Genomic DNA, 23,089 nt, shown 5'->3' with positions numbered 1-23,089 from the left:
TTCCTCCATAAGCGCCGTTTGTCATATCCGGCTTTGGAACGAATTTGGCCGCACGACGTGGTCGCAAATAAGCTTTCGCGCACGAGACCGACGCAGGGCTTTTCATTTGGCCTGGACTACCGGGGGTAACTCGTTGACAAGTACGCGCATGTTCTCGCTGTAATCGACGGGTACTACGACGAGATGTACGCCGCCCTCGCTGAAAGCAGCTTCCAGCATCGTCGAGAGCTCCGAGACCTTGCCGACGCGGGTGCCCTTGGCGCCGTATGACTTCGCATAGGCGACGAAATCAGGATTGCCGAAGTCGAGACCGAAGTCGGAAAATCCGTCGACTTCCTGTTTCCATCGGATCATGCCGTAGGCTCGATCCTCGAGCACGAGCACGACGAGATTCAGCTTGAGCCGCACGGCCGTCTCAAGCTCCTGCGAATTCATCATGAAGCCGCCGTCGCCGCAGACGGCGAGCACGCGCCTGTCCGGGTGGATCAGCGATGCTGCGATCGCCGAAGGAAGACCCGCACCCATGGTCGCCAGCGCGTTGTCGAGCAGCAGCGTGTTGGCGACGCTGGTGCGATAGTTGCGGGCGAACCAGATCTTGTACATGCCGTTGTCGAGGGCAACGATGCCGTCGGGCGGCATGACCTGGCGGACGTCGTGCACGATGCGCTGCGGCGTCAGAGGAAACCGATCCTCCGTCGACCGCTCGGCGAGGTGGGCAAGGATCCCTTCCCGCAAACCCAGCAATGCCTGACCATTGGGGAGGTTGCCTTCGAGGCGATCGGCCAGGCTCGTGAGGCTCGCGCCGACATCGCCTATGATCTCCGCCTGCGGGAAGTAGACCTGTTCCACCGTCGCCGGCGTGGCGCCGACATGGATAACCTGCGGTCCATCATGGCCCATCAGGAAAGGCGGCTTCTCGACGGTGTCGTGGCCGATCGAAATAATCAGATCGGTCTGGTCGATCGCCTCGTGAACCCAATCCCGCTCCGACAGCGCGGCCGTGCCCATATAGAGATTGGAGCCGGCATTGACCGCGCCCTTCCCCATCTGGGTGTTGAAGAATGGAATCCTGCATCGTCGCACGAACGCCGACAGCGGCTCGGCGAGTTGGGGCCGGCTCGCCGCGGCGCCCAGCATGACGAGCGGCCTATGGGCAGCCATGATCATGGTTGCGGCGCGCTCGATGGCCGCTGCAGGCGCGACCGGAAGCTCGACGACATGCGGGGGAACGATGTCGGCCGCGGTTTCGTCGGCCGCGATATCCTCGGGCAGTTCGAGATGCACGGGGCCCGGCCGCTCCTGCTGCGCGACCCGGAAGGCGTCGCGAACCAGGGTCGGAATACTCTGCGCGGAGACGATCTGCGTCGCCATCTTGGTGAGCGGCCGCATGGTCGCAACGATGTCGACGATCTGGAAGCGCGCCTGGCGGCTGCTGCGGATCGCCTTCTGTCCTGTGATCATGACCATCGGCATCGCGCCCAGATGCGCGTAGGCCGCAGCCGTCGTCAGATTGAGCGCACCGGGACCCAGCGTCGTCAGGCAGACGCCCGCGCGCCCGGTGAGACGCCCGTAGGTGGCCGCCATGAAGCCGGCCGCCTGTTCGTGCCGCGTCAATACCAGCTTGATCTTCGAGCGCCGCAGCGACTCCAGCACGTCGAGATTTTCCTCGCCGGGAATGGCGAAGATGTACCGGACGCCCTCGTTCTCAAGGGCGGCCACCAGCAGATCGGAGGCTTTTGTCATGCGGCCGAAACTCCGCTCGCGCCTGTTGCAGCTTTCTCCGCCCGATGCGGCAGCGTCCATTCCGGCCGAATGAAGTGACAGGTGTAGCCGTCAGGATATTTTTCCAGATAATCCTGATGCTCGGGCTCGGCCTCCCAGAACGGTCCGGCAGGAGCCACTTCGGTGACAACCTTGCCCGGCCAAAGGCCGGAAGCATCGACATCGGCGATGGTGTCTTCCGCGACCCGCTTCTGCTCCTCGCTGGTGTAGAAGATGGCCGAGCGGTAGCTCGCGCCCCGGTCGTTGCCCTGGCGGTTCAGCGTCGAGGGATCATGGATCTGGAAAAAGAATTCCAGCAGCTTGCGATAGCTGATGGTCTGCGGGTCGAAGGTGATCTCAATGGCTTCGGCGTGATTGCCGTGGTTGCGATAGGTCGCGTTTGGCACCTCGCCGCCGGTGTAGCCCACCCTGGTTGAAATCACGCCGGGATAGCGGCGTAGCAGATCTTGCACACCCCAGAAGCAGCCGCCGGCCAAGACTGCGCGTTCCGTCGAAACTGTCATGTCTGTCCTCCCTGGATACGCTGCGGGCGTCGTTCCCGAACTGTATCAAGGACGCATAATGAGGCCGAACGATGCAAAAGCACAATGCACAGGCGCGCGGTCTTATCGACAGCTTGATCAGCCGCAATTCCAGATCGGCCCGATCGGCGTCCGCGTCCAGCAAGGGCCGAAGCTGCCGCCATTGTAGCGACCACCGTAAAAGCCGGGCCGGCCGAAATAGTGCCAGTCGCCATCGTACCCGTAATAACTCGGGATTGGATCGATATACCAGGGACGCCGGTTGTTCCGCGCCATGCGCGAAACCACAGCTTTCTGCTTGTAAGCTGGAAGGCTGTTATTCGGTGGTTGTTGATAGCCCGGCAGGAAGCCATAGCCGTGCCAGCGTGGCGCCGGACGTTTATGAACCGGCGCCGCCGGCGCGACGACCGGCAGCAGCGACAGGACGATAGCAATCGACAGAAACACGAGGCGTGACATCAACACACCATAGACGGCCGGCTGTTGCGACGCGATTCAAATCTGGGTGCACGCCTCCAGCGCAACTGCTTCCGGTTCGCTTGCGGAATGGCCGCCTTGCGCCAGAAGCGGTCGTCGCCGCGAGGTCAGCCTTTGACCGTGTACCCAAATCCAGCGCATGATTGCCGGCCTGACGGGAGGAACCATCCATGCCCAATTGCATCGTTGTCGTTCAGTTCGATTTGCCGAAGCGCTCCGAGGAACTGGCGGTGAAAGGAGGCACTTCGACCGCGCCGACCTATCGCGGCCTCGCCAGGAAAGGATTGATCCGAAAGGACTACCTGAATGGTGAAAATGGCACCGGCGGCGTTTATCTCTGGGACAGCCGTGAATCGGCGGAAGCCTGGTTTACAGAGGCGCGCATCGCGGACTTGACCGAGCGCTTTGGGGTCCGGCCTCGCCTCACCTGGTACGACACATACGTGACGGTCGACAATTTGAAGGGCGAGACCCGCGTCAACGGCAAGGCGATTGAGGTCGTGGCCTGATCAACCTGATCGCTGCGCAAGGGAAACTGATCCGATGACGATTATCGACTCCCAGGTCCACGCCTATGAGGCGAACACACCGAAGCGACCTTGGCACAGCGTGCCGAACTGGCCGAATCACGTCACGGGTGACGAGATGGTGGCGGCGATGGACAAGGTCGGCGTCGACGGCGCGATCTTCATCTCCGCCTTTTCCTTGTACCGCTACGACGCCAGCTACGCCGTCGAAGTGCAGCGGGCCCATCCCGGCCGGCTCGCCATCGTCAAGCCGGTCGACCCTGATGATCCTGATGTGGCCGATGTCGTCGCCGACTGGAAGAAGACGCCGGGCGCGGTCGGAATCCGCATCATGCTGAGGAAGGAGGAGAAGCGCGCGACTGATGATCCCGGCCTCGACCGGATTGCGCGCGCGGCCGTTCGTTACGACTTTCCACTCAACATCCTGTGCTGGGACAATCTGGACGCGGGCACTGCGCTGATCGACCGCCATCCCGACACGCGATTCATCATCGACCATCTGGGCATCTTGCAGCCACGCGTATCGCCTGCGCCGCCCCAGCCCTGGGCCGACCTCCCGAAGGTGCTGGCACTCGCCAAGCGCCCAAACGCCGTGATCAAGGTCAGCGGCGCCTGTACGCTTTCGCGGGAGCCGTATCCCTTCCCGGACATTTGGGACCCGCTTGCCCGCGTATTCGATGCCTGGGGTTTCGATCGCTGCCTGTGGGGCACGGATTGGACGCGCGCGTTCGCAGTCGTCAACTACGAGCAGGCCGTCGAGCCCTTCCTCAAGACAGACCGGCTGAGCGACACCGAGCGGGCAATGCTGATGGGAGGTGCCTGCGCCAAGGCCTATGGCTGGTCACCGAAGAAGGGTTAGCACCGGCCAATAGAGATCGGCTTCGCTGTGCTGGTGTTGCCTGACCCCAAAAGCTGAGCAAGCGCGGGGGACCGGATCAAGCGAGCGACGATCCAGGACTGAAGCTTCAATCCGGCATACTCCAGGCAGCCGCGCGTCGACCGCGCCCGCGAAGCTTGTCTACTCCGCGGGCGGTCGTTGGACATTAACGCGGCGCGAGGTAGTCGAATCGGTGTCCCTTCCAGAAGGGTACGGGTTGCTGCAAACTGCATATCCAGCCTGCGATTCGTAGATGTCTTGAGGAGCCATGAACGAGACTTTGATATCCGCCTGCACCATGTTTCTCGTTCCAGCGACACTTTTGTTTGGCGCTTTAGGTGTCGCGAACTCGTCCTTTCTCAAGATGCTGGTCTGCCTGCTTGGCGTAGCCACGGCAGGACTATGGCTCTACCGGATATGGTGGTGGACAGGCCTGTCCTTGATCGATCGCCGAACGGCGCTTGGTCTCGCGGGCATGTATGCGTGCGCGTGGCTGGTGACATTCCTGGTGCAGTTGAAGACCGTGTTCTCGCGCTGAAACCCCTGTCAGCTGTCTGAAATCGGGCTTGCTTCAGCGCGGGACTCATTCGCGGCCGGCCATTTATCGGCTATCACTGTATCCGCCAGGAACAGCCAAGGGTTGGGACCGCACCGAATGCCGACTACGCCACTGATCGCCTATGCCCATGTCGGCAAGACCTTCGACGATGGCCGCGTGGTCGCCGTCGACGACGTCTCGCTCGAGGTCGCGGAGGGCGAATTTTTGGCCATCGTCGGCGGCTCGGGCTCGGGCAAGACAACGCTGTTGCGGCTCGCCAACCGGCTGATCGAAGCCGACTCAGGCTCGATTACTGTCGAAGGCGAGGACGTGCGTCAGGTCGATCCGATCCTGCTGCGGCGGCGGATCGGCTATGTGTTCCAGAGCGGCGGGCTGTTTCCGCATCTGACCGTCGCCGACAATATCGGCATCACGCCGAGACTAACGGGCGCGCCGCCCGCCGAGATTTCCGCGCGGGTGGATGAGCTGCTCGACCTTGTCAGGCTCGACCGCGCCCCATACCGCGACCGGCTGCCGCACGAACTCTCCGGCGGCCAGCGCCAGCGCGTCGGCGTGGCGCGCGCGCTTGCCGCAAAACCGCGCATCGTGCTGATGGACGAGCCGTTCGGCGCGCTCGATCCGCTCACCCGCGATGCGCTCGGCGACGATTTTCGCGAGCTGCATCGCACGCTCGGCCTGACCACGGTCATGATCACCCATGACATGACCGAAGCCATCCTGCTCGCCGACCGCATCGCGGTGATGGGAGGCGGCCGGCTGCTGGCGCAGGGCACACCATCGAAGCTTTCCGACAGCGGCGACGCTTACGTCGGCGAACTGCTGCGCACGCCGCGGCGGCAGGCCGAACGGCTCGGCGCCTTGCTGCCGCCGGACGGTGCGGCATGAGCCTCTTCACCGATCCGCGCTGGGCGGAAGCGTTGGGCCATTTGCCCGACTATCTCGGCAGTCATGTCCGCGTCAGCGTCACCGCGCTGGCGCTGGGCTTACTCGTCAGCCTGCCGCTCGCCATCCTCTCGCGTCACCGGCCGGTGCTGCGCGGCGCGCTGCTCGGGCTCGCCGGCATCGTGCAGACGGTGCCGGGACTGGCGCTGCTGGCGCTATTCTATCCGCTGCTGCTGGCGCTCGCGGCGCTCTCGCTGTCGTGGTTCGGCTTTGGCTTTTCTGCGTTCGGATTCCTGCCGGCGGTGCTGGCGCTCGCGCTCTATTCGATGCTGCCGGTGCTGCGCAACACCATCACCGGCTTGCAGGGCGTGGAGCCCGCGATCCTGGAAGCGGCGCAGGGCGTCGGCATGACGCCGCGGCAATCGCTGTTCACGGTGGAATTACCGCTGGCGCTGCCGGTGATGATGGCGGGCATCCGCACAGCCGCGGTCTGGGTGATCGGCACCGCGACACTATCGACGCCGATCGGCCAGACCAGCCTCGGCAACTACATCTTTGCAGGGCTGCAGACCCAGAACTGGGTGTTCGTGCTGTTCGGCTGCCTTGCCGCCGCGGTGCTGGCGCTGGCCGTCGATCAATTGCTGGCGCTGATCGAAACCGGCTTGCGCAACCGCAGCCGCCTGCGTGCGGCGCTGGGCGGCGCCGGAATTGCGGCGCTTGTTGCGGCCACGCTGGTGCCCACGATGTTGCGCTCGCAGACCAACTACATCGTCGGCGCCAAAACCTTCACCGAGCAATATGTGCTGTCGGCATTGATGGCGCAGCGGCTGAAAGCAGCCTCGCTTCCCGCGACGACGCGCGAAGGCCTCGGCTCCAACGTGATCTTCGAGGCGCTGGCGAGCAACGATATCGACGTCTATGTCGACTATTCCGGCACGCTGTGGGCCAACCAGTTCCACCGCAACGACATCAGGCCGCGAGAGGTGCTGCTGGCCGAACTGAAGACGATGCTGGCGAAGCAGAACATCACGCTATTGGGCGAACTCGGCTTCGAGAACGCCTATGCGCTGGTGATGCCGCGCAAGCGCGCCGAGCAATTGGGCATCCGCACCATCGCCGACCTCGCCTCGCGCGCGGCGAGCATGTCGATCGCCGGCGACTATGAATTCTTCTCGCGCCCCGAATGGACCGCGCTGCGCAAGGCCTACGGCCTGTCGTTCCGCGGCCAGCGGCAGATGCAGCCGGACTTCATGTATGCGGCGGTGGCCTCCGGCGAAGTCGACGTGATCGCCGGCTACACCAGCGACGGGCTGATCGCGAAATACGATCTGGTTGTTCTGGGCGACGTCAGGCGCGCGATCCCGCCCTACGACGCAATGATGCTGCTGGCGCCGAGGCGCGCCAATGACGAGGGCTTGCGCAAGGCGCTCGCGCCGCTGCTCGGAAAGATCGACATCGCCACCATGCGCGAGGCCAATCTGCGCGCCGCCGGCAATGACGCCACGAGCTCGCCGGACGCGGTGGCGCAGTGGCTGTGGGAGAAGGTGGAGAAGAAGTAGGAGCCCACCGTCATTGCGAGGAGCAAAGCGACGAAGCAATCCATCTATCCCCGCGCGGCAAGATGGATTGCTTCGCTTCGCTCGCAATGACGGCGATAGGCCGCGGGCAAAGGACGTGGATGGCCGGGTCAAGCCCGGCCATGACGGAGAGAGAACCTCACAGCCCCTTGATCATGCCGGCGTCGATCAGCAGGCGGTTGAACCGGCGCGCTTCCGCGCCTTTCCTGCAGGCGTAGAACGTGCCCTTGCAGCGGAGCATGATGCTCTTCTGTTCTGCAAACGACGTATCCAGCGGAATGCCGGCGGCTTCCTGGAGCACGATCGGGATATACGCCGCATCGAGAGTTTCAAGCGCCGATGACAGGTCGGGCCGGTAGTTGATGCCGTCAACCGCATAGTAGGTGGAGAAGTAGCGCGGATCGGCGGTCATCAACCGCTTCCCCAGCGACGCCTGATCGATCCCGGGCTCGATTAGCTTTTGCGAGATCGCCGGCTGATGATCACCGAAACGCAGCACCAGAAACGGCTGATCCGGATGGTCGCGCTTCAGCCGCTCGGTAAACTCGCGATAGTCATTTGCCGTCATGGTCTGACGGCGAATGTATTCGTCGGTCTCCGCCGCATTTCCCAGCGGGGTCCAGTTCGGCGTCAAATCGGGCCGGTAGACGTTCCACCATGGAAAATGATTGGCGGTGAGATACACGAACATGAAGATCGGCGACTGCTGCGGCTGCTCGCGCTCAAACACCTTCAAGGCCTGATCGAAATAGAACTTGTCGGGCTGCATGTCCTCGTTCAGGCCCATATCCGCCATGTCGATGAACTGCTCGACGCCTGTGCCCTTCTGGAAGGCGCGCGCGCTGAGGAAGTCGCCATAGGTCGGATAGAGCGAGATCGTCTTGTAGCCACAGCGCTGCAGGGCCTGCGGCAGTCCGCGCGTCACCCGGCCGGCGGCGATCCGGGTAACGTAAAACTTCAGATCGCCGAACGAGCGCGCCGACAGGCCGGTCAGCACGTTGAATTCGGTGTACCAAGTCGGGCCGCCGGTCGATTCCGCGATCATGGTCCGCTGCTTGCCGTCGCTCGACTTGAAATAATCGGTGTAGCCGGCCGGCACCTTGATGCCGGGCGCCGAGGTCACGTCGAAGCTCGACTCGTCGAGCAGCATGATGATGTGCGGCCGCTTTGCCGTGGCATCGCACGCCTCGCCTGATGGTATCCCAGGCAGCCCGGCGGCGCGGGCGTCCCGCGCGAGGCTGAGCGGGCCGTTCGCCGGCGGATCGGCTTCGATCCATCCGGTCGACGCCAGCCGCGACACCGCCACCACGCCCGAGCGCGCCAGATTGGAAATATGATTGACGCCCTGGAACGGCTCCCATGCCTGCTCCGGCGATGCAACCGCCATCGCTGCGATCAGCGCGGCCGTCGCCGCCACGCCCGTCAGCGCGAAGCGGCGGCGCACGCGGAACGGATCGAAACGCCAGAGAGCCCACAGCAACGGAGCCGCAACCAGCCCCGCCACGATCAACTGCATCTGCAAGCGCGGGAATACCGAGAGCAGAAACGAAAAAGTATCGCGGTCGATGATCAGGAAGTCGAGGAATGTCAGCGTTAACTGCAGGATTCCGAACTTGAAGCGCGACAGCGTGATCAGGATCACGATGAAGACGAGCGCAAGTGCGGCGCAGATTCCGGGCCGCTGCAGCACCACCAGCAGGAAGCAGTTCACGAACACCCACGCCAGCACGGACAGCGTGATCGCAAACGGCCCATATTCGGTGGTCAGCAGGACCACGAGCCCCGCGAGATGGACAGCAACGATCAGGCCAGCGAGAGCAAAGAATCCGGCGCCGCACGATCCTGCGAGGGTGCTTTCGCTCATTCCGGGTCCCGCAACGGCTGCCATATCGGCGTCCTCAAAGCCCCTTGATGAAACCTGCCTCGATCAATAACCGGTTGAACCTGCGCGCCTCGGCGCCGTCCTTGCAGGCGTAGAATACACCCTTGCAGCGGAGCATGATGTTCTTTTGCTCCTCGAAGGACGGGTCGAGCGGAATGCCGGCGGCTTCCTGGATTACCAACGGCAGATAGGGCGCGTCGATCCTGTCCATAATCGCAGAACTCTGCACCGGCTCGAAATTGATGGCGTCGATCGCGTAATAAGTGGTGAAGTAGCGCGGGTCGTAGGTGTCGAACTTGCGGGCAAGCCTGGCCTCGTCCAGGCCGGGATCCAGCAGGTTCGACGAGAACTCCGGCTGATGGTCGCCGTAGCGAACGATCAGGAACGGCTGCGCCGGGAATTTCTTCTTCAGGCTGGCGACGAAGCCCGCATAGTCGCCGGCGCTCATGGTCTGGCGGCGCAGATATTCGTCGACCACCGGCGCGTTGCCGGGCTTGCGCCAGGACGGCAGCAGGTCGGGGCGGAATTTGGTTTCCCATGGGAAATGGTTGGCGGCGAGATAGACGAAGGTGAACAGCGGCGTATTGGCCGGCTGTTCGGCGATCAGCCTGACGGCCTTGTCGTAGAAGAAGCTGTCCGGCTCGATGCCCTTCGCGCCGAGATCGCGCGCATCATAGAAGTGCTGGATGCCCGTGGAGGTCTGGAAGCCGCGCGCGCCCATGAAGGCGCCGTAGGCCGGATAGAGCGAGAGGGTGTTATAGCCGCAGCGGCGCAGCGCCAGCGGCAGTCCCCGCTCGACCCGCCCCGACGCGATGCGGGTGACGAAATAGGAGAAGCGGCCGAACGAGCGCGACGACAGGCCGGCCAGCACGTTGTACTCGGCCATCCAGCTTGCGCCGCCGCTGCTTTCGGCCATGAATTTGCGCTCGCGGCCGTCAAAGGACTTGAAGTGGCTGCCGTAGCCCGGCGGCACGTTGACGCCACTGGCCTGACGGATGTCGAAGCTCGACTCGTCATGGATCATGATGATGTGCGGGCGGCGGCCGGCGACATGACACGAATCCATCAGTGGCATCTTCAGCCGCTCGGCGGTTACGGCCTCCGATTCCATGAAGCCGTATTTGGCAAAGTCGGAAACCGCCGTGACGCCCGAGCGGGCGAATTTGGAGAGATAGCCGTCGTCATAATAGCCGCGCCAGGCTTCGTCCGGCCAGGTCATGGCCTGCCCGGTCAGCGCGGCAAGACAGGCGAGCAGGCCCGCGGCCGCCGGCAGGCGGCGGATGCGGAACGGATCGAGCCACCACAGCGCGTACATCAGCGGCAGAATGACGACCGCGGCGCCGACCACGTTCCAGCGCAAGTTCGGAAAGATCGTGAACAGGTAGGCCGCGGTATCGCGATCGATCACCATCAGGTCGACGAAGTTCGCGGTCATCTGCACGACGTCATGCTTGAGCCGCGACAGCAGCACCAGCAGCACGACCAGCGTCAGCGACAGCGCGCCCGACAGCGCCGGGCGCCGCAGCAGCGCGATAAAGGAGAAGTTCAGGATGCCCCAGGCCAGCACAAAACCCATGCGGCCGCCGAAATCGGCTTCGGTCTGCAGCATGATCGCCAGCGCCGCCATGTGCGGTGCAGCGACGGCCGAAAGCCGCCCGAACCCAATGGCGGCTAAGCCGGCAACAAGGGTGGCAGTGGAGGGCCCTGGATTTGGCGCGGGCGCCATGGGAGGCAACGCAACATGACCCGGCGCAATACAAAGCCTTGGCTGGCAACAGACCAGGAGACGCACGACCAGCCGGAACCTGTGCCGTGTCATAAAAACGTAGTGGAATCATCATGAACGCGCAATGAATTTGCCGCTGCGGGGGCGCTTACGGGGTAGTCATTCCGGGATGGTCCGAAGGACCAGACCTCAGATGTGCAATTGCACATCGGGGAATCTCGAGATTCTCAGGTGCGCAATTGCGCACCATAGTTCGATGCTTTGCATCGCCCCGGAATGACGGCATCAGGGCTTGGCAATGCCCTCGATGAAGAGATCGAGGATGGCCTCGGCGGTCTGCTCGGCCTCGGGGCCTGCGACGCCCCAGCGCGGAAAATGGCCGTCGATATTCATCCGGGCAAAGCCATAAACCAGCGCCCGGCCGGCGATCTGGACCTGCTTGAGGTCCGCCGGCCGGAGTTGGCCTGCCGCAAAGGCTTCCGCCAGCGTGCGTTCGGTCAGCTCGATCAGTTCGGTATTGTCGCGGCTGATGGCGGCCGCCCGGTCATGATCGAAAAAGCGGCGGCTGGAAATGATCTCGAAATGGGTCGGGTTGCGCATCGCCCAGCGCAGATAGGCCAGTCCGAGGCAGCGAAAGCGGCCGAGCGGATCGCCGGCCGGCGCCGCGGCAAGCGCCGCCTCGATCTCGGCACGGAACCGCCGCTGCGCCTCCTCCGCCACCGCCTGCATCAGGGCGTCGCGGCTCGGAAAATGCCGGAACGGCGCTCCCGGCGAGACGCCGGCGCGGCGGGCGGCCTCGCGGACGCTGACCGCCTCCGCCCCGCCTTCGCCGACCAGTTGCAGCGCGGCGTCGATCAGGACCCGCCGGAGATCGCCGTGGTGGTACGGCTTTGGAGCGGGCGCTCGCGCGACGCGGCGGCGCGGTTTGGCGGCGGCGGTTTTGGCAGCGGAAGATTTGCCGGCTGGACGCATGCCCTCTCCTAGCATCACCGTCTTGTGAATGTAAGCACCGATTACACGGATTGACCTGATCCGCACAGCGAATGTAACTGATGATTACATTGTGCATCCGCGTCATTGCGGGCGCACAAGCAATCCATTTTTCTTGAGCTGGCGAGATGGATTGCTTCGCGGAGCCTGTCATCGGGCGCGCATTCGCGCGACCCGTTGGCTCGCAATGACAGTGGCAATCAAGGGAGCAATACATGCCGACGCGTCAAAACTGGTTCGATGGCTGGCGGCTGTTCGCGCTGCTCTCGCTGACCCTGCTAACCTTAAGCATCTGGATCGCCGGCATGCGGGGTTTTGAGGTCGAGGGCGTGCGGATGGTGATCCGCTTCACCGCACGGACCTCGCTGGTGCTGTTCTGCCTCGCCTTTTCGGCCGCAGCGCTGGCGCTGATGTGGCCGAACGCGTGGACCCGGTGGCTGCGCCGCAACCGCCGCTATCTCGGCGTCAGCTTCGCGGCCTCGCATGCCATCCACGCCGTCGCGATCGCCGCCTTCGCGGTGATGGATCCCGCAGGCTACGCCGCGGCGACCTCGATCGCGTCCTACATCTTCGGCGGCATCGGCTACGCCTTCATCATCGCGATGACCGTGACCTCGTTCGACCGCACCGCAACCGCGATCGGCGCACGCGCCTGGCGCCGGCTGCACCTCGCCGGCGGCTACTACCTGCTGTTCCAGTTCATGGTGTCGTTCGGCAAGCGGATTCCCGACATGCCGCTTTACGCGCTGTTCCTGATTCCGCTACTGGCCGTGTTCGCGCTGCGGATGATCGCAATGGCGCCGCGGGCGCAACGGACCGTGCGGACCGGATGATCCAGACCCCCAAGCGACCAAGCTGGTGTGCTGGCGCAACATATATCGCGAAGGGCCAGATTCAGACGCATCGTAAGGCGACTTGTGACGGTCGCCGCATATCGCGTCGCTCAGTTTTCGACAACGCGCTGGCCGACAGCATATACATGGCACGTTGTGCCGGGGCTGTTGCTTTGACATTCCGCCACGGACTTGTCGCGCGCTTCCGCAGCCGTCCGGCTGGCGGGGGCCAAGCCACAGCCTCCTTTGTCATCAATAGCAAATGCCTTGGTGTCGCTGCGAGTGGTCACGTAGCCGGCAAACGCCTTCTGGCAGGCGGGCGAAAGACCTGCCGGTGAGGGAAGCGGGGCAGGCTCCGGCAGATCGATTGTAACCGCGGTCGGCAGCTTTAGCTCGGCAAGGAACGTCTCGACCACGGGGAGCCAAGTGTCTGCCGCAGCCCTGATGATGAGGTCGTGACCGTCTGCTCCAAAGGGCGGCAGGATTTGCAATCGCGCTGGCGCGCCGCCGGCCGTGTATGCGGCGAGCATCTGGTGCGCCAACTCGGGACTATATGATCGGTCATTTTCGGCATAGAGCCAGAGCGCGGGCACACGGGCGGTGCGGCCGAGAGCCGCCACCGTGCCGACGAGACGATCAGGGCTACAGGCTTCGCCCGGCTTGGCCATCGAGCGGTAACCGCCGTCGAAGTTCAGAATGCCCACCACTCCCACGGGGTTTCGCTCCGCTACGGCGAGCACGGCTAGTCCGCCGGTCGAGTGGCCGAGCAGCAGGATGTGGTCAGGGTCGACCCAGGACTCACGTCGGGCCGTCGCAATCGCCACAACGATATCATCCGCAGCAACGCGCTCGGCCGCAAGGTAGTCACAGGGCCTTAGCAGTTCCTCGGAATAGCCCCCTCCGGACAGGCCGAAGCCACGACGCATGATGGACAAGGTCGCATAGCCACGCTGGGCCAGGGCGACGGCCGGTGCGTTGAAGGTAGTGGGAGTACGTCTGGCTATATTGCGGAAGAACGCGTCGTCCCATCCGCCTGGGGTGCCATGAGTCATAATCACCAACGGAAATCGGCCGGGACGATCCGGGCGAATGACGTAGCTGTCCAGCGTCAAATCGTTGCCGGAAATCCTGACAGGCAACAGCATGGGCGCGCTGATCAGGCCGGGCAAGAGCCCGCGGTCATCGGCATGCGCACTGGTGACGAACGACAGAAGCAGCGCTATCAAGATTCGCACGTGAGGCTCCAGAGCTGAGGTCCCTCTCTAGCCCTATCATATTACTCGGTTAGCGAGCACGAACGAAACTAGTCGCCCGCAAGCAGGTGGTATTTCCGCCCCAGCCGGCGATGCACTGACATGACGGCGCGGTCGACGTCGCTGATCAGGCTGTCGCCGAGAACGACATTGGGGATTTCCCAGTTGCGGCCCTCGCGAATGTTGGGAAGCCCGCGCACGGCGGGCACGGACGCCGTTTCGCATCCCGGCTGGCTGCGAAGCGCGTCGTCGGCGATTTGCGTCAGCTCCGCTCTGCTCTTTCCCGTCGTCACCGGTGGCCGAGGCCTTCGAGCTCTTTGGCGCGCGCTTCCGTCATGCTGCGCATGCATTCGCCGGCGTCGAGCCGCGCGATGGTGCCCTCGCCCATCCCGTAATACAGGCAATTGGCGTCGCGATACTGGATCCACAGCCGCTGCGCGGCGCGCAACGGATCGCGCTGCGCCGGCACCGCATCCTGCAGCGCCTTCTGGTAAGCGATGTTCAATCGCTTGTCCCATTGCGCCGTCTTGGCCTTCAGGCATTCGACCATCTGGTAGGTGTTACCGTCGCAGGATTGTTCGGGGTCGCCCTGATCGCCGGCATGGGCGATTAAGCCCAGCGCAAGCATCACAGCGGCGCCAAGCGCCATTCTTCCGATCATGCTCATCCCTGCGGCGTCAGCCCGAGGCGCTTGGCGATGATCCGATCGAGGGTGCGCTTGGGCAACACCGCCGCCATGAACTGCCGCATCGGATCCGGCGCGATCATGTAGCGCACCTTGGGGTTCGGCAGCGTCAATGCCCCGAACACTTTTTCGGCAATTGTCTCGGCCGGCAATCCGGTCGCGCCAATGGCGAGCATGAAGGCGCGGGTTTTCTCCAGCGCCGGAAAATACGGCGAGTTTTTGTAGGCGGAGATATCGACCTCCTTGGCCTTGTCCCAGATCGGCGTCTTTACCGCGCCCGGCGCAATGATGATGACGTCGATTCCGAACAGCATCAGTTCGCGGCGCAGGCTCTCCGACAGCCCCTCGATCGCGTGCTTGGAGGCGGAATAGGCCGAGGTCATCGGATTCTCGTTCCTGCCGGCGACCGAGGACATCATCACGATCCGTCCCTTCGGTCCCTTCAGGGCCGGATCGGAGCCGAGCAGCGGCCCGAAAGCCTGGGTCGCAATGATCGGGCCGATGAAATTGACCTCCATCTGGCGGCGGAATTCGTCGGCGGCGAGTTCGAGCACCGGGCCCGAGACAGCAATGCCAGCATTGTTGACGAGGCCGGCGAGCGTTTCGCCATTGAGGGCGCCCCGGACCTCGCGCGCGGCGGCCAGCACGGCGGCCTCATCGGTGACGTCGAAGATCAATGGCGTGAAGTTTGCCCCGAACTCGCGCCTGAGGCGGTCGGCATCGGCCTCTTTGCGCACGCTGCCGAACACGCGAAAGCCGCGGTCGAGCAACAGCTTGGCGCTGGCCCAGCCGATGCCGGTGGACGCGCCGGTGATGACAACAGATCTCATGACCTTGAGCCCTTGTGAGAGGTTTAATGAAGTTCGTCGTGAAGGAATGCTTAAGCGCCCGCTTCGTGAGCTTCCTCCGCGGGTACGGCCAGCCTTGACGGCATCTTGTTCGGCAAGTTGCTATTCGATTTTTCCCGGGAACTGTTTGGAGAGGATAGCAGCCGGACCGGAATACCGAAAGCCGCGGCACATGCCCGATCCGGTTCGACATCGGCGATTTATCGCGTGAAATCGCCCGCATGCGTCCCGATCGCATTGGTAAAGCAATTCGGAACGCGGCATTTGCAATGCGCGGCGTGCTTCGATGCCGGTGTGCCCACGACGGCCGCCGCCAATCCATTGCCTGTTTCACGTGCAGTCGATCTGTATTTGTACCGGTTCCGCCCTTTAACGCGAGCGTAAGGCTCGGTTCGTCATTGTGGGCGCCAACCCTTCAACAACCAACAGGCTGCCCACAATGGTGCAACAGCCGGCGCATTCAATCATCGCCGAACTCGAGGACGCCGTCAGAGGCGGTTCATCCGCCAAACGGGTGGAAACCCTGCGACAGGTCACCGATCTCTTCCTCAATGACGCAGAACGCCTCAGCGACGACCAGGTCAAGGTCTTCGACGACGTGCTCTGCCTCCTGATCGCGCGCGTCGAAACGCGCGCCAAGGCCGAACTCTCCAAGCGGCTGGCGCCGCTCGACTACGCGCCGTTCGAGGTGATCCAGCATTTGGCCTGGGACGACGAGATCGAGGTCGCCGGCAATGTGCTTGCCAATTCCAGCCGGCTCGGGACCGACGTGCTGGTCGAGATCGCCAGCAGCAAGGGGCAGGATCACCTGCTCGCCATTTCCGGCCGGCCCAACCTGCCCGCGGCGGTGACCGACGTCATCGTCGATCGCGGCGAAGGCCAGGTGATCCGCAAACTGGCCAACAATGCCGGCGCGCAGTTTTCCGAAGGGGGCTATTCCAACATCGTCGCCCGCGCCTCCGCCGACGACGAACTGGTCGAGATTCTCGGCCTTCGCGGCGATTTGCCGGAAAATTGCATGCGCGATCTGCTGCGACGCGCCAAGGATGCGGTTCGCGCCCGCCTGCTGGCCATCGCCCCGCCTGCGCTTCAGGAAGAGATCAAGAAGGTCTTGAACATAATCGCCCGCGAGGCGCCGCCCCCGGGGCGGAGCTTCGGCGTCGCCGAGGAGTACGTGAAGCTGATGAAGGGGCTGAACGAGCTGGACGACGCGGCGGTCTATAGTTTCGCCGAATCGAAGAAGTTCGACGAGGTCACGGTTGCGATCGCACTTCTCAATGAGATGCCAGTCGAAATGATGGCCCGGCTGATGGAAGGCCCCCGCGCCGACCTGCTCCTCATTCCCTGCCGGTCGGCCCGCCTGAACTGGCCGACGGTCGAGTCGATCCTGCGCAACCGGCCGGTAATGCCTTCGGTCAACGAGCAGACGCTGGAGATCGCAGAGCGCGATTACCGCAAACTGTCGATGGAGACGGCCCAGCGCACCGTGCGCTTCTGGCAACTCCACAACAGGATCGAGAAGTAGCCGCGCCGCAAACGGAAACGCCGACCGGCGTTTCCGTTGCAATGACGCCTACGTCAGGAACTGATAATCATTGGCATGGATGCTGCTGGCGGTGGCTCCATTGATCGTGATGATTTCGTCGTGACCGTCCAGCCCGGAATGAACCTGCCATTGGTTGCCCGAAAGCCAGGTCAGGGCTGCGCCGTCTGAGGCCTCGCCAAAGCCGTGGAATTCGAGCGTATCCCCCACCGCGGCGCCGTTGCCGGCGAAATCCGTGATGGTCGCGCCGGCGGTTGAACCTGACGTGAAGACGAAGTTGTCGTTGCCGCTGCCGCCGGTCAGGACATCGTTGCCGCCACCTCCGCTGATCGTGTCGTTGCCGCCGTTGCCGTTCAGGAACTCGGTCCCTCCGGTACCGATGAGAGTGTCGCCGAAATTCGAACCAAGAACGCGGTTGACGCCGCCGGTAATGGTATCGGTACCGACCGACGCATCGCCAGCGGCGATGCCGATGGACAAATCGACGCTGACCCCGGCGGTTGCGTTGGCGTACACGATCTGGGTGTTGCCATTGCCGGTGAGGGTGTCGTTGCCCGCCATACCGTCGAACTGGTTGAAGCTGCCGTTGCTGCCGACGTTCAGCGCACCGCCGCCACCGAAGCCTGTCGCGTCGTAGACATCGTTGAAGATGGTACCCTGCACGGCTTCGATCGAGCGCAGCGTATCGGTGCCGCTCGAGGCATCACCGGTCACGATGCCGGCGGCCATATCGACACTGATTCCACTCGTCACATTTGTGAGGTTGCTGTATTGCGCAAAATCGAAGCCACCGCGGCCATCGATGTAATCATCGCCGGCAAGGCCGAGGAACTGTTCGTTACCGCTGCCGCCCAGCAGCGTGTCGCCGAACATCGAGCCCATGACGGCAATGACGCCGGTGAACGTATCGGTGCCGACGTTTGCAACATCTCCCGGCGCCGTGCCATGTGCTGTGCCTGCCGCGATGTCGACGGTCACCCCGTCCGCGGCCAGAATGTACTGCAGCCGGGTATTGCCGTTGCCGGTGATGGTGTCGTCGCCGGCCATCCCTTCGAACTGGTTGAACGTGCCAGAGGAGCCGGCATTGGCGCTCGAACCCGAAAAACCGGTTGCATCATAGACATCGTTGAAACTGGTGCCGCGCACAGCCTCGATTGCGCGCAACGTGTCGGTGCCGATACTCGCGTCGCCGGACACTGTTCCGGAGGCGAGGTTGACGGTGATCCCCGCACCCGTGAGGGGATCATTGTTGTACACGGCATAGTCAAATCCGCCACGACCATCGAAAAAGTCGTTTCCGCCGCGACCTTCAAATTGCTCGAACGTGCCGTTCGGATTATTGCTGCCATACATGATGTCGGCATATGCCGACCCGACGACCGCGTTGATGAGGGAGAAGGTGTCGTGACCGATGGAAGCATCGCCATCGGCAGTACCGGCGATCAGGTCCACCGTAACCCCAGCCGTCGCGCTCACGTAGGAAATGCGGCCCAGGGTTTGGCCTGACGCATTGACCAACCCGGTGATCACGTCGTCACCGCCTCGCCCTTCGAACTCGCTCAGGCCCACCGGGGTGCCGGGAATCGCACTCCATCCCGTAAAACCTGTCGCAGTGAAGCTATCGGCGAAGTCGCTGCCGACGATACCCTCGATATCGGTCAGCGTGTCATTGCCCACGCCGGCACCGGAGACCGTGCCGGCGCCGAGATGGGCCGTGATGCCGCCGGTGGCGTCCGTGTAGACCGCCCGGTCGAAGCCGAGCCCGCCATTGAGTTGGTCGTTGCCGCCGAGCCCCTGAAGCCGGTCGTTCGCCGCCAGACCGAAAATCGCATCCGCCTGGCTGGTTCCGATCAGCACATCCGGAGCAGGAGTACCGGTTATGCTGTTCGGGAATACGAAATCCCCGGCCACAAGATTGGCCAGCACCACGTTCTGCAATGTAATGATATCGCCGTTGCCGAAGTTGATGACCGTATTCACGCCCTGCTGGGTGGCGTGCGACTGGATATCCGCCAGGCTGAAGATGCCGGGCACCCCGGTCACGTCGATCCTGTCACCCTGGGCGTGGCTGAAGTCGGTGATGAAGTCCGTCCCGCCGCCGATCGCATAGACGAACGTATCCGCCCCGGCGCCGCCGGTCAGGTTGTCGTTGCCGCCGCGGCCGTCAAGCGTGTCGTTGCCGGCGTTACCCCCGTTAAGGAAGTCATTGCTGCTGCTGCCCAGTAGCGTGTCGTTGAAGTTCGACCCGAAGACATTATTGACGCCGCCGCTAATGGTGTCGGTGCCGACCGAGGCGTCGCCATTGGCCGTTCCGGCAGCGAGATCGACCGCCACGCCGGCCGTGGAGTTGACGAAAAAGATCTGCGTGTTGCCATTACCGGTGATGGTGTCATTGCCGCCCTGGCCCTGGAACGAATTGAAGCCGACAAAGCCGGTCGCATTGTAGGTATCGACGAAGTTACCTCCTGTCACGCTGTTGACGCCGGTGAAGGTGTCGGTGCCGACCGAGGCATCGCCGGTCACGGTGCCCGCCGCCATATTGACCGTGACGCCGGAAGTCGCATTGGAATAGATCAGCCGCGTGTTGCCATTGCCGGTGATGATGTCGTCGCCAGCGAGGCCCTCGAACTGGTTGAAGGTGCCGTTGTTGCCGACGTTCAGCGCGCCGGCTTGACCAAATCCAACAGCGTTATAAACGTCGGCGAAGCCGGTCCCCTGGATGCTCTCGATCGAACGCAACGTGTCCGTGCCGACCGAGGCATTCCCCGTCACTACTCCCGCCGCCAGATTGACACTGATCCCGCCGGTCACGGTGGATAGGCTGTTGTATCCTGCCGTATCGAATCCACCCCGGCCGTCGAGATAGTCGTCGCCGCCAAGACCGATAAGTGTGTTGCTGAAACTGCTGCCCAACAGCGTATCGCCAAACATCGAGCCCTGGACCGCGTTCACACCGGTGAAGCTGTCGGTCCCCTCGCCAAGCGCCGTGGCGCTGCCGGCGACGGTGATGGCGTTGGTCGTGCCGATCGCGCTTGTCTCGAGGTCGGCCGTGACAGGTCCCGCGGCAAGCTGGTAGTTGAGGCGGGTGTTGCCGTTGCCGATAATGGTATCGTTGCCCCCCGCGCCTGCGAAGTCGTTGAACGTTCCGAGAGAGCCGACATTGACCGCGCCGGCATCGCCGAAGCCGGTCGCATCGAAGAGGTCGTCGAAATTGGTACCGCGGACCGCCTCCACCGCGCGAAGCGTGTCGGTTCCGACGGTGGCGTCGCCTGTTACGGTCCCCGCCGCGAGATGAACGGTGATGCCCGACGTCGTCGCGAGATCATTGGTGTAGTCGGCCCGATCGTAACCGCCGCGACCGTCAATAAAGTCGTCGCCGGCTCGTCCCTCGAACAGCTCGAAGGTGCCGGCTCCGTTGTCGCTGCCGCGCAGCGCGTCGTTGAAGGCCGATCCCCAGGCTGCATAGACATTGGAAAACGTGTCGTGCCCGACGGAGGCATTACCGTCCGCCGTTCCTGCGGCAATGTCGACAGTTACGGCAGCGGTCGCGCTGAGGTAGCTCACCCGCGTCAGCCGCAAGCCTTGAATGTTCGTGTTTCCGAGGATCACGTCATCGCCGCCGCGCCCCTCGAACTCACTCAAGCCGATTTGCACGCCGGGGATTTCGCTGGAACCGGTGAATCCCACGGCATTGAATGTGTCGGCGAAGTCGCTTCCGACGATCCCCTCGATCGCGGTCAGTGTGTCAACGCCGACACCGTTGCCGGAGACCGAGCCGGCAGCCAGGTTAACGGTGATGCCGCCGGCGGCATCGGTGTAGATCGCCCGGTCGAAGCCGGTGCCGCCATCAAGCTGGTCGTTGCCGCCGAGGCCCTGGAGCCGGTCGTTCTCGCCAAGACCAAAGATCGCATCCGCTTGGCTGGTCCCGATCAGCGTATCCCGCGCAGGCGTGCCGACGATGCTGTTCGGGAATACGAAGTCGCCGGCGACAAGCGCAGCCAAGGTGAAATTCTGCAATGTAAGGGTATCGCCATTGCCGAAATCGATGACCGTGTTGGCGCCCCTGCTGGGTGGCGCGCGACTGGATGTCCGCCAGGCTAAGAATGCCGATCACATCCGTCACGTCGATCCGGTCGCCCTGACCGTGGCTGAAGTCCGTGACGACATCAGCCCCGCCGCCGGAGGCATAGAAAAAAACGTCCGCTCCGGTACCGCCGGTCAGGCTGTCGTTGCCGCCGCCCCCGTCGAGCCGGTCGGCTCCGCCGCTCGCACTGATGATATCGTTGCCCAGACCGCCGATCAGGATATTGGCGATGCTGCTTCCGGTGAGCGTATCGTTGAATGCGGATCCGGTCAGGTTCTCGAACCCGGTCAACGTATCGATGCCGGCAGCGATCGTGTTCTGCGCGGTCGTCTGTGCCAGGTTGACCGTAACGCCGGCCGCGGCATGCGCGTAAGATGCCGTGTCGTTGCCGCCGCCGCCGGCAAGAACGTTATTGCCGCCGTCGCCTTCCAAGATGTCGTTCTGGCCCGACCCGGTCAGGTTCTCGATGTTGACCAGCGTATCGCCCTCGGCGTCGCCGCCAACGCCCAGTCCCGTCGCGAGGCTGACATTCACCCCCGCAGCCGACGCTGCGTAAGTGGCGGTGTCGGTGCCGGCGTCGCCGTCGAGGGCGTCAGCCCCTCCAAGACCCGCAAGCGTGTTGTTGCCGCTGTTGCCGACAATGATGTTGCCGGCGGCATTGCCGGTCGCACTGACATTCCCTGCCCCGGTCAGGGTCAGGTGCTCGACATTGGCGCCGATTGTGTAGCTGATCGACGATCGAACTGTGTCGGTTCCCTCATCCGCGGCTTCCGTCACCTCGTCACCGGCGCTGTCGACGATGTAGATATCGTTACCCGCGCCGCCGATCAGCGTGTCCGCACCTGCGCCGCCGTCCAGCGTGTCGTTGCCCTCGAAGCTGACGATGACATTTGCCTGGGACGAGCCGGTCAGGATGTTGTCGAAATGAGAGCCGGTGAGATTTTCGAACGCGCTCAGCGTATCGCTGCCGGCACCGATGGTGTCTTGCGCGGTCGTCAGCGCCAGGCTGACCGTGACGCCGGCCGCAGCATGCTCGTAAGATACCGTGTCGTTGCCGCCGCCGCCGGCGAGAACATTGTTGCCGTCGTCGCCTTCCAGCACGTCGTCGTGAGTTGATCCGGTCAGGTTCTCGATATTGACGAGCGTATCGCCTTCCGCGTCCCCGCCGGTGGCAATGCCGGTCATCAAGCTGACATCGACCGCCGCCTGCGACGCGGCATAAGTCGCCGTATCGTTGCCGGCGCCGCCGTCCAGGATGTCCGCGCCGCCGAGACCGGCAAGGACGTCATTGCCCTCAAAGCTCAGAATCGTATTCGCCGTCGATGAACCGGTCAGGCTATTGTCGAAATGGGAGCCGGTCAGGTTCTCGAACCCGCTCAGCGTGTCGCTGCCGGCGCCGGCGGTATTCTGCGCCGTCGTGCGCGCGAGACTGACCGTGACACCGGCCGCGGCATGCGCATAGGACACGGTGTCCGTGCCGTCACCGCCCGCGAGCACGTTGTTGCCGCTACTGCCTTCGAGCGTGTCGTCAAACGCAGATCCCGTCAGGTTCTCGATATTGGCGAGCGTATCGCCCTCGGCATCGCCTCCGCTGCCTTGCCCCGTCGCCAGGCTGACATTGACCCCTGCCAGCGACGCCGCGTAGGTCGCCGTATCGGCACCCGCGCCGCCGTCGATAAAATCCGCGCCGCCCAGGCCCGCGATAACGTCACTGCCACCCTGACCGAATATGAAATCGTCGCCGGGCATGCCGTTGAGCGTGTCGCTTCCATTGGTGCCATTGATGATAGCCATTGCAATCTCCTGAGATGGGCGTGGAAATGCGTGCCGTGACGCGGCGCGAACACGGCTGACGAGCGGGTGGGGATTGGAAGTGCAGTGGCTGGCAACGAGCCGAAGCAGGCTCTAGAAAAAAGTTCTAAACACCATTTCTAGTCTCTACTTGTAATAGTATTAAAACACTTTCTCACCGTCAAGCGGCATTGGCGCATTGAGGACCGTGCCCGACTTGTGGGCGCGCCAAGGCGCGTAACCGGAGTCGGT

Annotated in this window: 19 protein-coding genes; 7 read left to right on the top strand and 12 right to left on the bottom strand. The window is 63.4% G+C overall.

The window, feature by feature from the left end; translation table 11 throughout:
- Nucleotides 1–102 precede the first annotated feature (102 nt).
- The 3 genes from V1293_RS32400 to V1293_RS32390 form a co-directional block, all read right to left on the bottom strand.
- A complete protein-coding gene (locus V1293_RS32400; RefSeq protein WP_334515381.1) occupies nucleotides 103–1,743 on the bottom strand; it encodes an acetolactate synthase large subunit in 1,641 nt (546 codons plus the stop codon).
- Nucleotides 1,740–2,285 (bottom strand): peptide-methionine (S)-S-oxide reductase MsrA, encoded by a 546-nt coding sequence (msrA, locus tag V1293_RS32395; protein ID WP_334515379.1) that lies wholly within the window; start codon nucleotides 2,283–2,285, stop codon nucleotides 1,740–1,742. The genes V1293_RS32400 and msrA overlap by 4 nt, the downstream gene beginning before the upstream one ends.
- A 117-nt stretch (nucleotides 2,286–2,402) precedes the next feature.
- On the bottom strand, nucleotides 2,403–2,762 hold the full coding sequence (locus V1293_RS32390; RefSeq protein ID WP_334515376.1) for a hypothetical protein: 360 nt from the start codon (nucleotides 2,760–2,762) through the stop codon (nucleotides 2,403–2,405).
- A gap of 188 nt (nucleotides 2,763–2,950) precedes the next feature.
- On the opposite strand from V1293_RS32390, the gene V1293_RS32385 reads away from it, so the two are divergent.
- The 5 genes from V1293_RS32385 to V1293_RS32365 all read left to right on the top strand — a co-directional run bounded on the left by V1293_RS32385 (nucleotide 2,951) and on the right by V1293_RS32365 (nucleotide 7,184).
- Nucleotides 2,951–3,289: a monooxygenase gene (locus V1293_RS32385; protein ID WP_334515374.1), complete on the top strand. Its 339-nt coding sequence runs from the start codon at nucleotides 2,951–2,953 to the stop codon at nucleotides 3,287–3,289.
- Between the two features lie 34 nt (nucleotides 3,290–3,323).
- The gene (locus V1293_RS32380; protein ID WP_334515372.1) at nucleotides 3,324–4,166 is read left to right on the top strand and encodes an amidohydrolase family protein; all 843 of its coding nucleotides are present in this window, start codon (nucleotides 3,324–3,326) and stop codon (nucleotides 4,164–4,166) included.
- Between the two features lie 286 nt (nucleotides 4,167–4,452).
- Nucleotides 4,453–4,722, top strand: coding sequence for a hypothetical protein (locus V1293_RS32375; protein WP_334515370.1), 270 nt, complete (start codon nucleotides 4,453–4,455; stop codon nucleotides 4,720–4,722).
- A 117-nt stretch (nucleotides 4,723–4,839) separates the two neighbouring features.
- Entirely contained in the window at nucleotides 4,840–5,628 is a 789-nt protein-coding gene (locus V1293_RS32370) for an ATP-binding cassette domain-containing protein (protein WP_334515369.1), read from the top strand.
- Nucleotides 5,625–7,184 (top strand): ABC transporter permease/substrate-binding protein, encoded by a 1,560-nt coding sequence (locus V1293_RS32365; RefSeq protein ID WP_334515367.1) that lies wholly within the window; start codon nucleotides 5,625–5,627, stop codon nucleotides 7,182–7,184. The genes V1293_RS32370 and V1293_RS32365 overlap by 4 nt, the downstream gene beginning before the upstream one ends.
- Nucleotides 7,185–7,341: 157 nt before the next feature.
- Here V1293_RS32365 and V1293_RS32360 read toward each other — a convergent pair whose 3' ends face one another.
- The 3 genes from V1293_RS32360 to V1293_RS32350 all read right to left on the bottom strand — a co-directional run bounded on the left by V1293_RS32360 (nucleotide 7,342) and on the right by V1293_RS32350 (nucleotide 11,782).
- The gene (locus V1293_RS32360) at nucleotides 7,342–9,066 is read right to left on the bottom strand and encodes a sulfatase-like hydrolase/transferase (RefSeq protein ID WP_334515365.1); all 1,725 of its coding nucleotides are present in this window, start codon (nucleotides 9,064–9,066) and stop codon (nucleotides 7,342–7,344) included.
- Nucleotides 9,067–9,100: 34 nt separating this feature from the next.
- A complete protein-coding gene (locus tag V1293_RS32355; RefSeq protein WP_334515363.1) occupies nucleotides 9,101–10,810 on the bottom strand; it encodes a sulfatase-like hydrolase/transferase in 1,710 nt (569 codons plus the stop codon).
- A gap of 285 nt (nucleotides 10,811–11,095) precedes the next feature.
- Nucleotides 11,096–11,782, bottom strand: coding sequence for a TetR/AcrR family transcriptional regulator (locus V1293_RS32350; RefSeq protein WP_334515361.1), 687 nt, complete (start codon nucleotides 11,780–11,782; stop codon nucleotides 11,096–11,098).
- Between the two features lie 233 nt (nucleotides 11,783–12,015).
- Between V1293_RS32350 and V1293_RS32345 the strand changes: the two genes are divergently transcribed.
- The gene (locus V1293_RS32345) at nucleotides 12,016–12,633 is read left to right on the top strand and encodes a hypothetical protein (protein ID WP_334515359.1); all 618 of its coding nucleotides are present in this window, start codon (nucleotides 12,016–12,018) and stop codon (nucleotides 12,631–12,633) included.
- 110 nt (nucleotides 12,634–12,743) lie between these two features.
- Here the strand turns inward: V1293_RS32345 and V1293_RS32340 are convergent, their stop codons facing one another.
- The 4 genes from V1293_RS32340 to V1293_RS32325 all read right to left on the bottom strand — a co-directional run bounded on the left by V1293_RS32340 (nucleotide 12,744) and on the right by V1293_RS32325 (nucleotide 15,401).
- Nucleotides 12,744–13,868, bottom strand: a complete 1,125-nt coding sequence (locus V1293_RS32340; protein WP_334515358.1) for an alpha/beta hydrolase family protein — start codon at nucleotides 13,866–13,868, stop codon at nucleotides 12,744–12,746.
- Between the two features lie 68 nt (nucleotides 13,869–13,936).
- Nucleotides 13,937–14,179, bottom strand: a complete 243-nt coding sequence (locus V1293_RS32335; RefSeq protein WP_334515357.1) for a hypothetical protein — start codon at nucleotides 14,177–14,179, stop codon at nucleotides 13,937–13,939.
- A complete protein-coding gene (locus V1293_RS32330) occupies nucleotides 14,176–14,547 on the bottom strand; it encodes a lysozyme inhibitor LprI family protein (RefSeq protein ID WP_334515356.1) in 372 nt (123 codons plus the stop codon). The genes V1293_RS32335 and V1293_RS32330 overlap by 4 nt, the downstream gene beginning before the upstream one ends.
- Nucleotides 14,548–14,549: 2 nt before the next feature.
- Complete coding sequence (locus tag V1293_RS32325; protein ID WP_334515355.1) at nucleotides 14,550–15,401, bottom strand: SDR family oxidoreductase; 852 nt, start codon at nucleotides 15,399–15,401, stop codon at nucleotides 14,550–14,552.
- A gap of 457 nt (nucleotides 15,402–15,858) precedes the next feature.
- On the opposite strand from V1293_RS32325, the gene V1293_RS32320 reads away from it, so the two are divergent.
- Nucleotides 15,859–16,944 (top strand): DUF2336 domain-containing protein, encoded by a 1,086-nt coding sequence (locus V1293_RS32320; protein WP_334515354.1) that lies wholly within the window; start codon nucleotides 15,859–15,861, stop codon nucleotides 16,942–16,944.
- Between the two features lie 48 nt (nucleotides 16,945–16,992).
- On the opposite strand, the gene V1293_RS32315 is transcribed toward V1293_RS32320, so the two are convergent.
- Together V1293_RS32315 and V1293_RS32310 are read right to left on the bottom strand one after the other, a co-directional pair.
- Nucleotides 16,993–20,868 (bottom strand): beta strand repeat-containing protein, encoded by a 3,876-nt coding sequence (locus tag V1293_RS32315; RefSeq protein WP_334517011.1) that lies wholly within the window; start codon nucleotides 20,866–20,868, stop codon nucleotides 16,993–16,995.
- Nucleotides 20,810–22,840: a beta strand repeat-containing protein gene (locus V1293_RS32310; RefSeq protein WP_334515350.1), complete on the bottom strand. Its 2,031-nt coding sequence runs from the start codon at nucleotides 22,838–22,840 to the stop codon at nucleotides 20,810–20,812. Before V1293_RS32310 ends, V1293_RS32315 begins: the two co-directional genes overlap by 59 nt.
- Between the last annotated feature and the right edge of the window lie 249 nt (nucleotides 22,841–23,089).

This window comes from Bradyrhizobium sp. AZCC 1693 (assembly GCF_036924745.1).
Taxonomy (GTDB): Bacteria; Pseudomonadota; Alphaproteobacteria; order Rhizobiales; family Xanthobacteraceae; genus Bradyrhizobium.
This window is presented reverse-complemented; position numbering and strand designations above follow the sequence as displayed.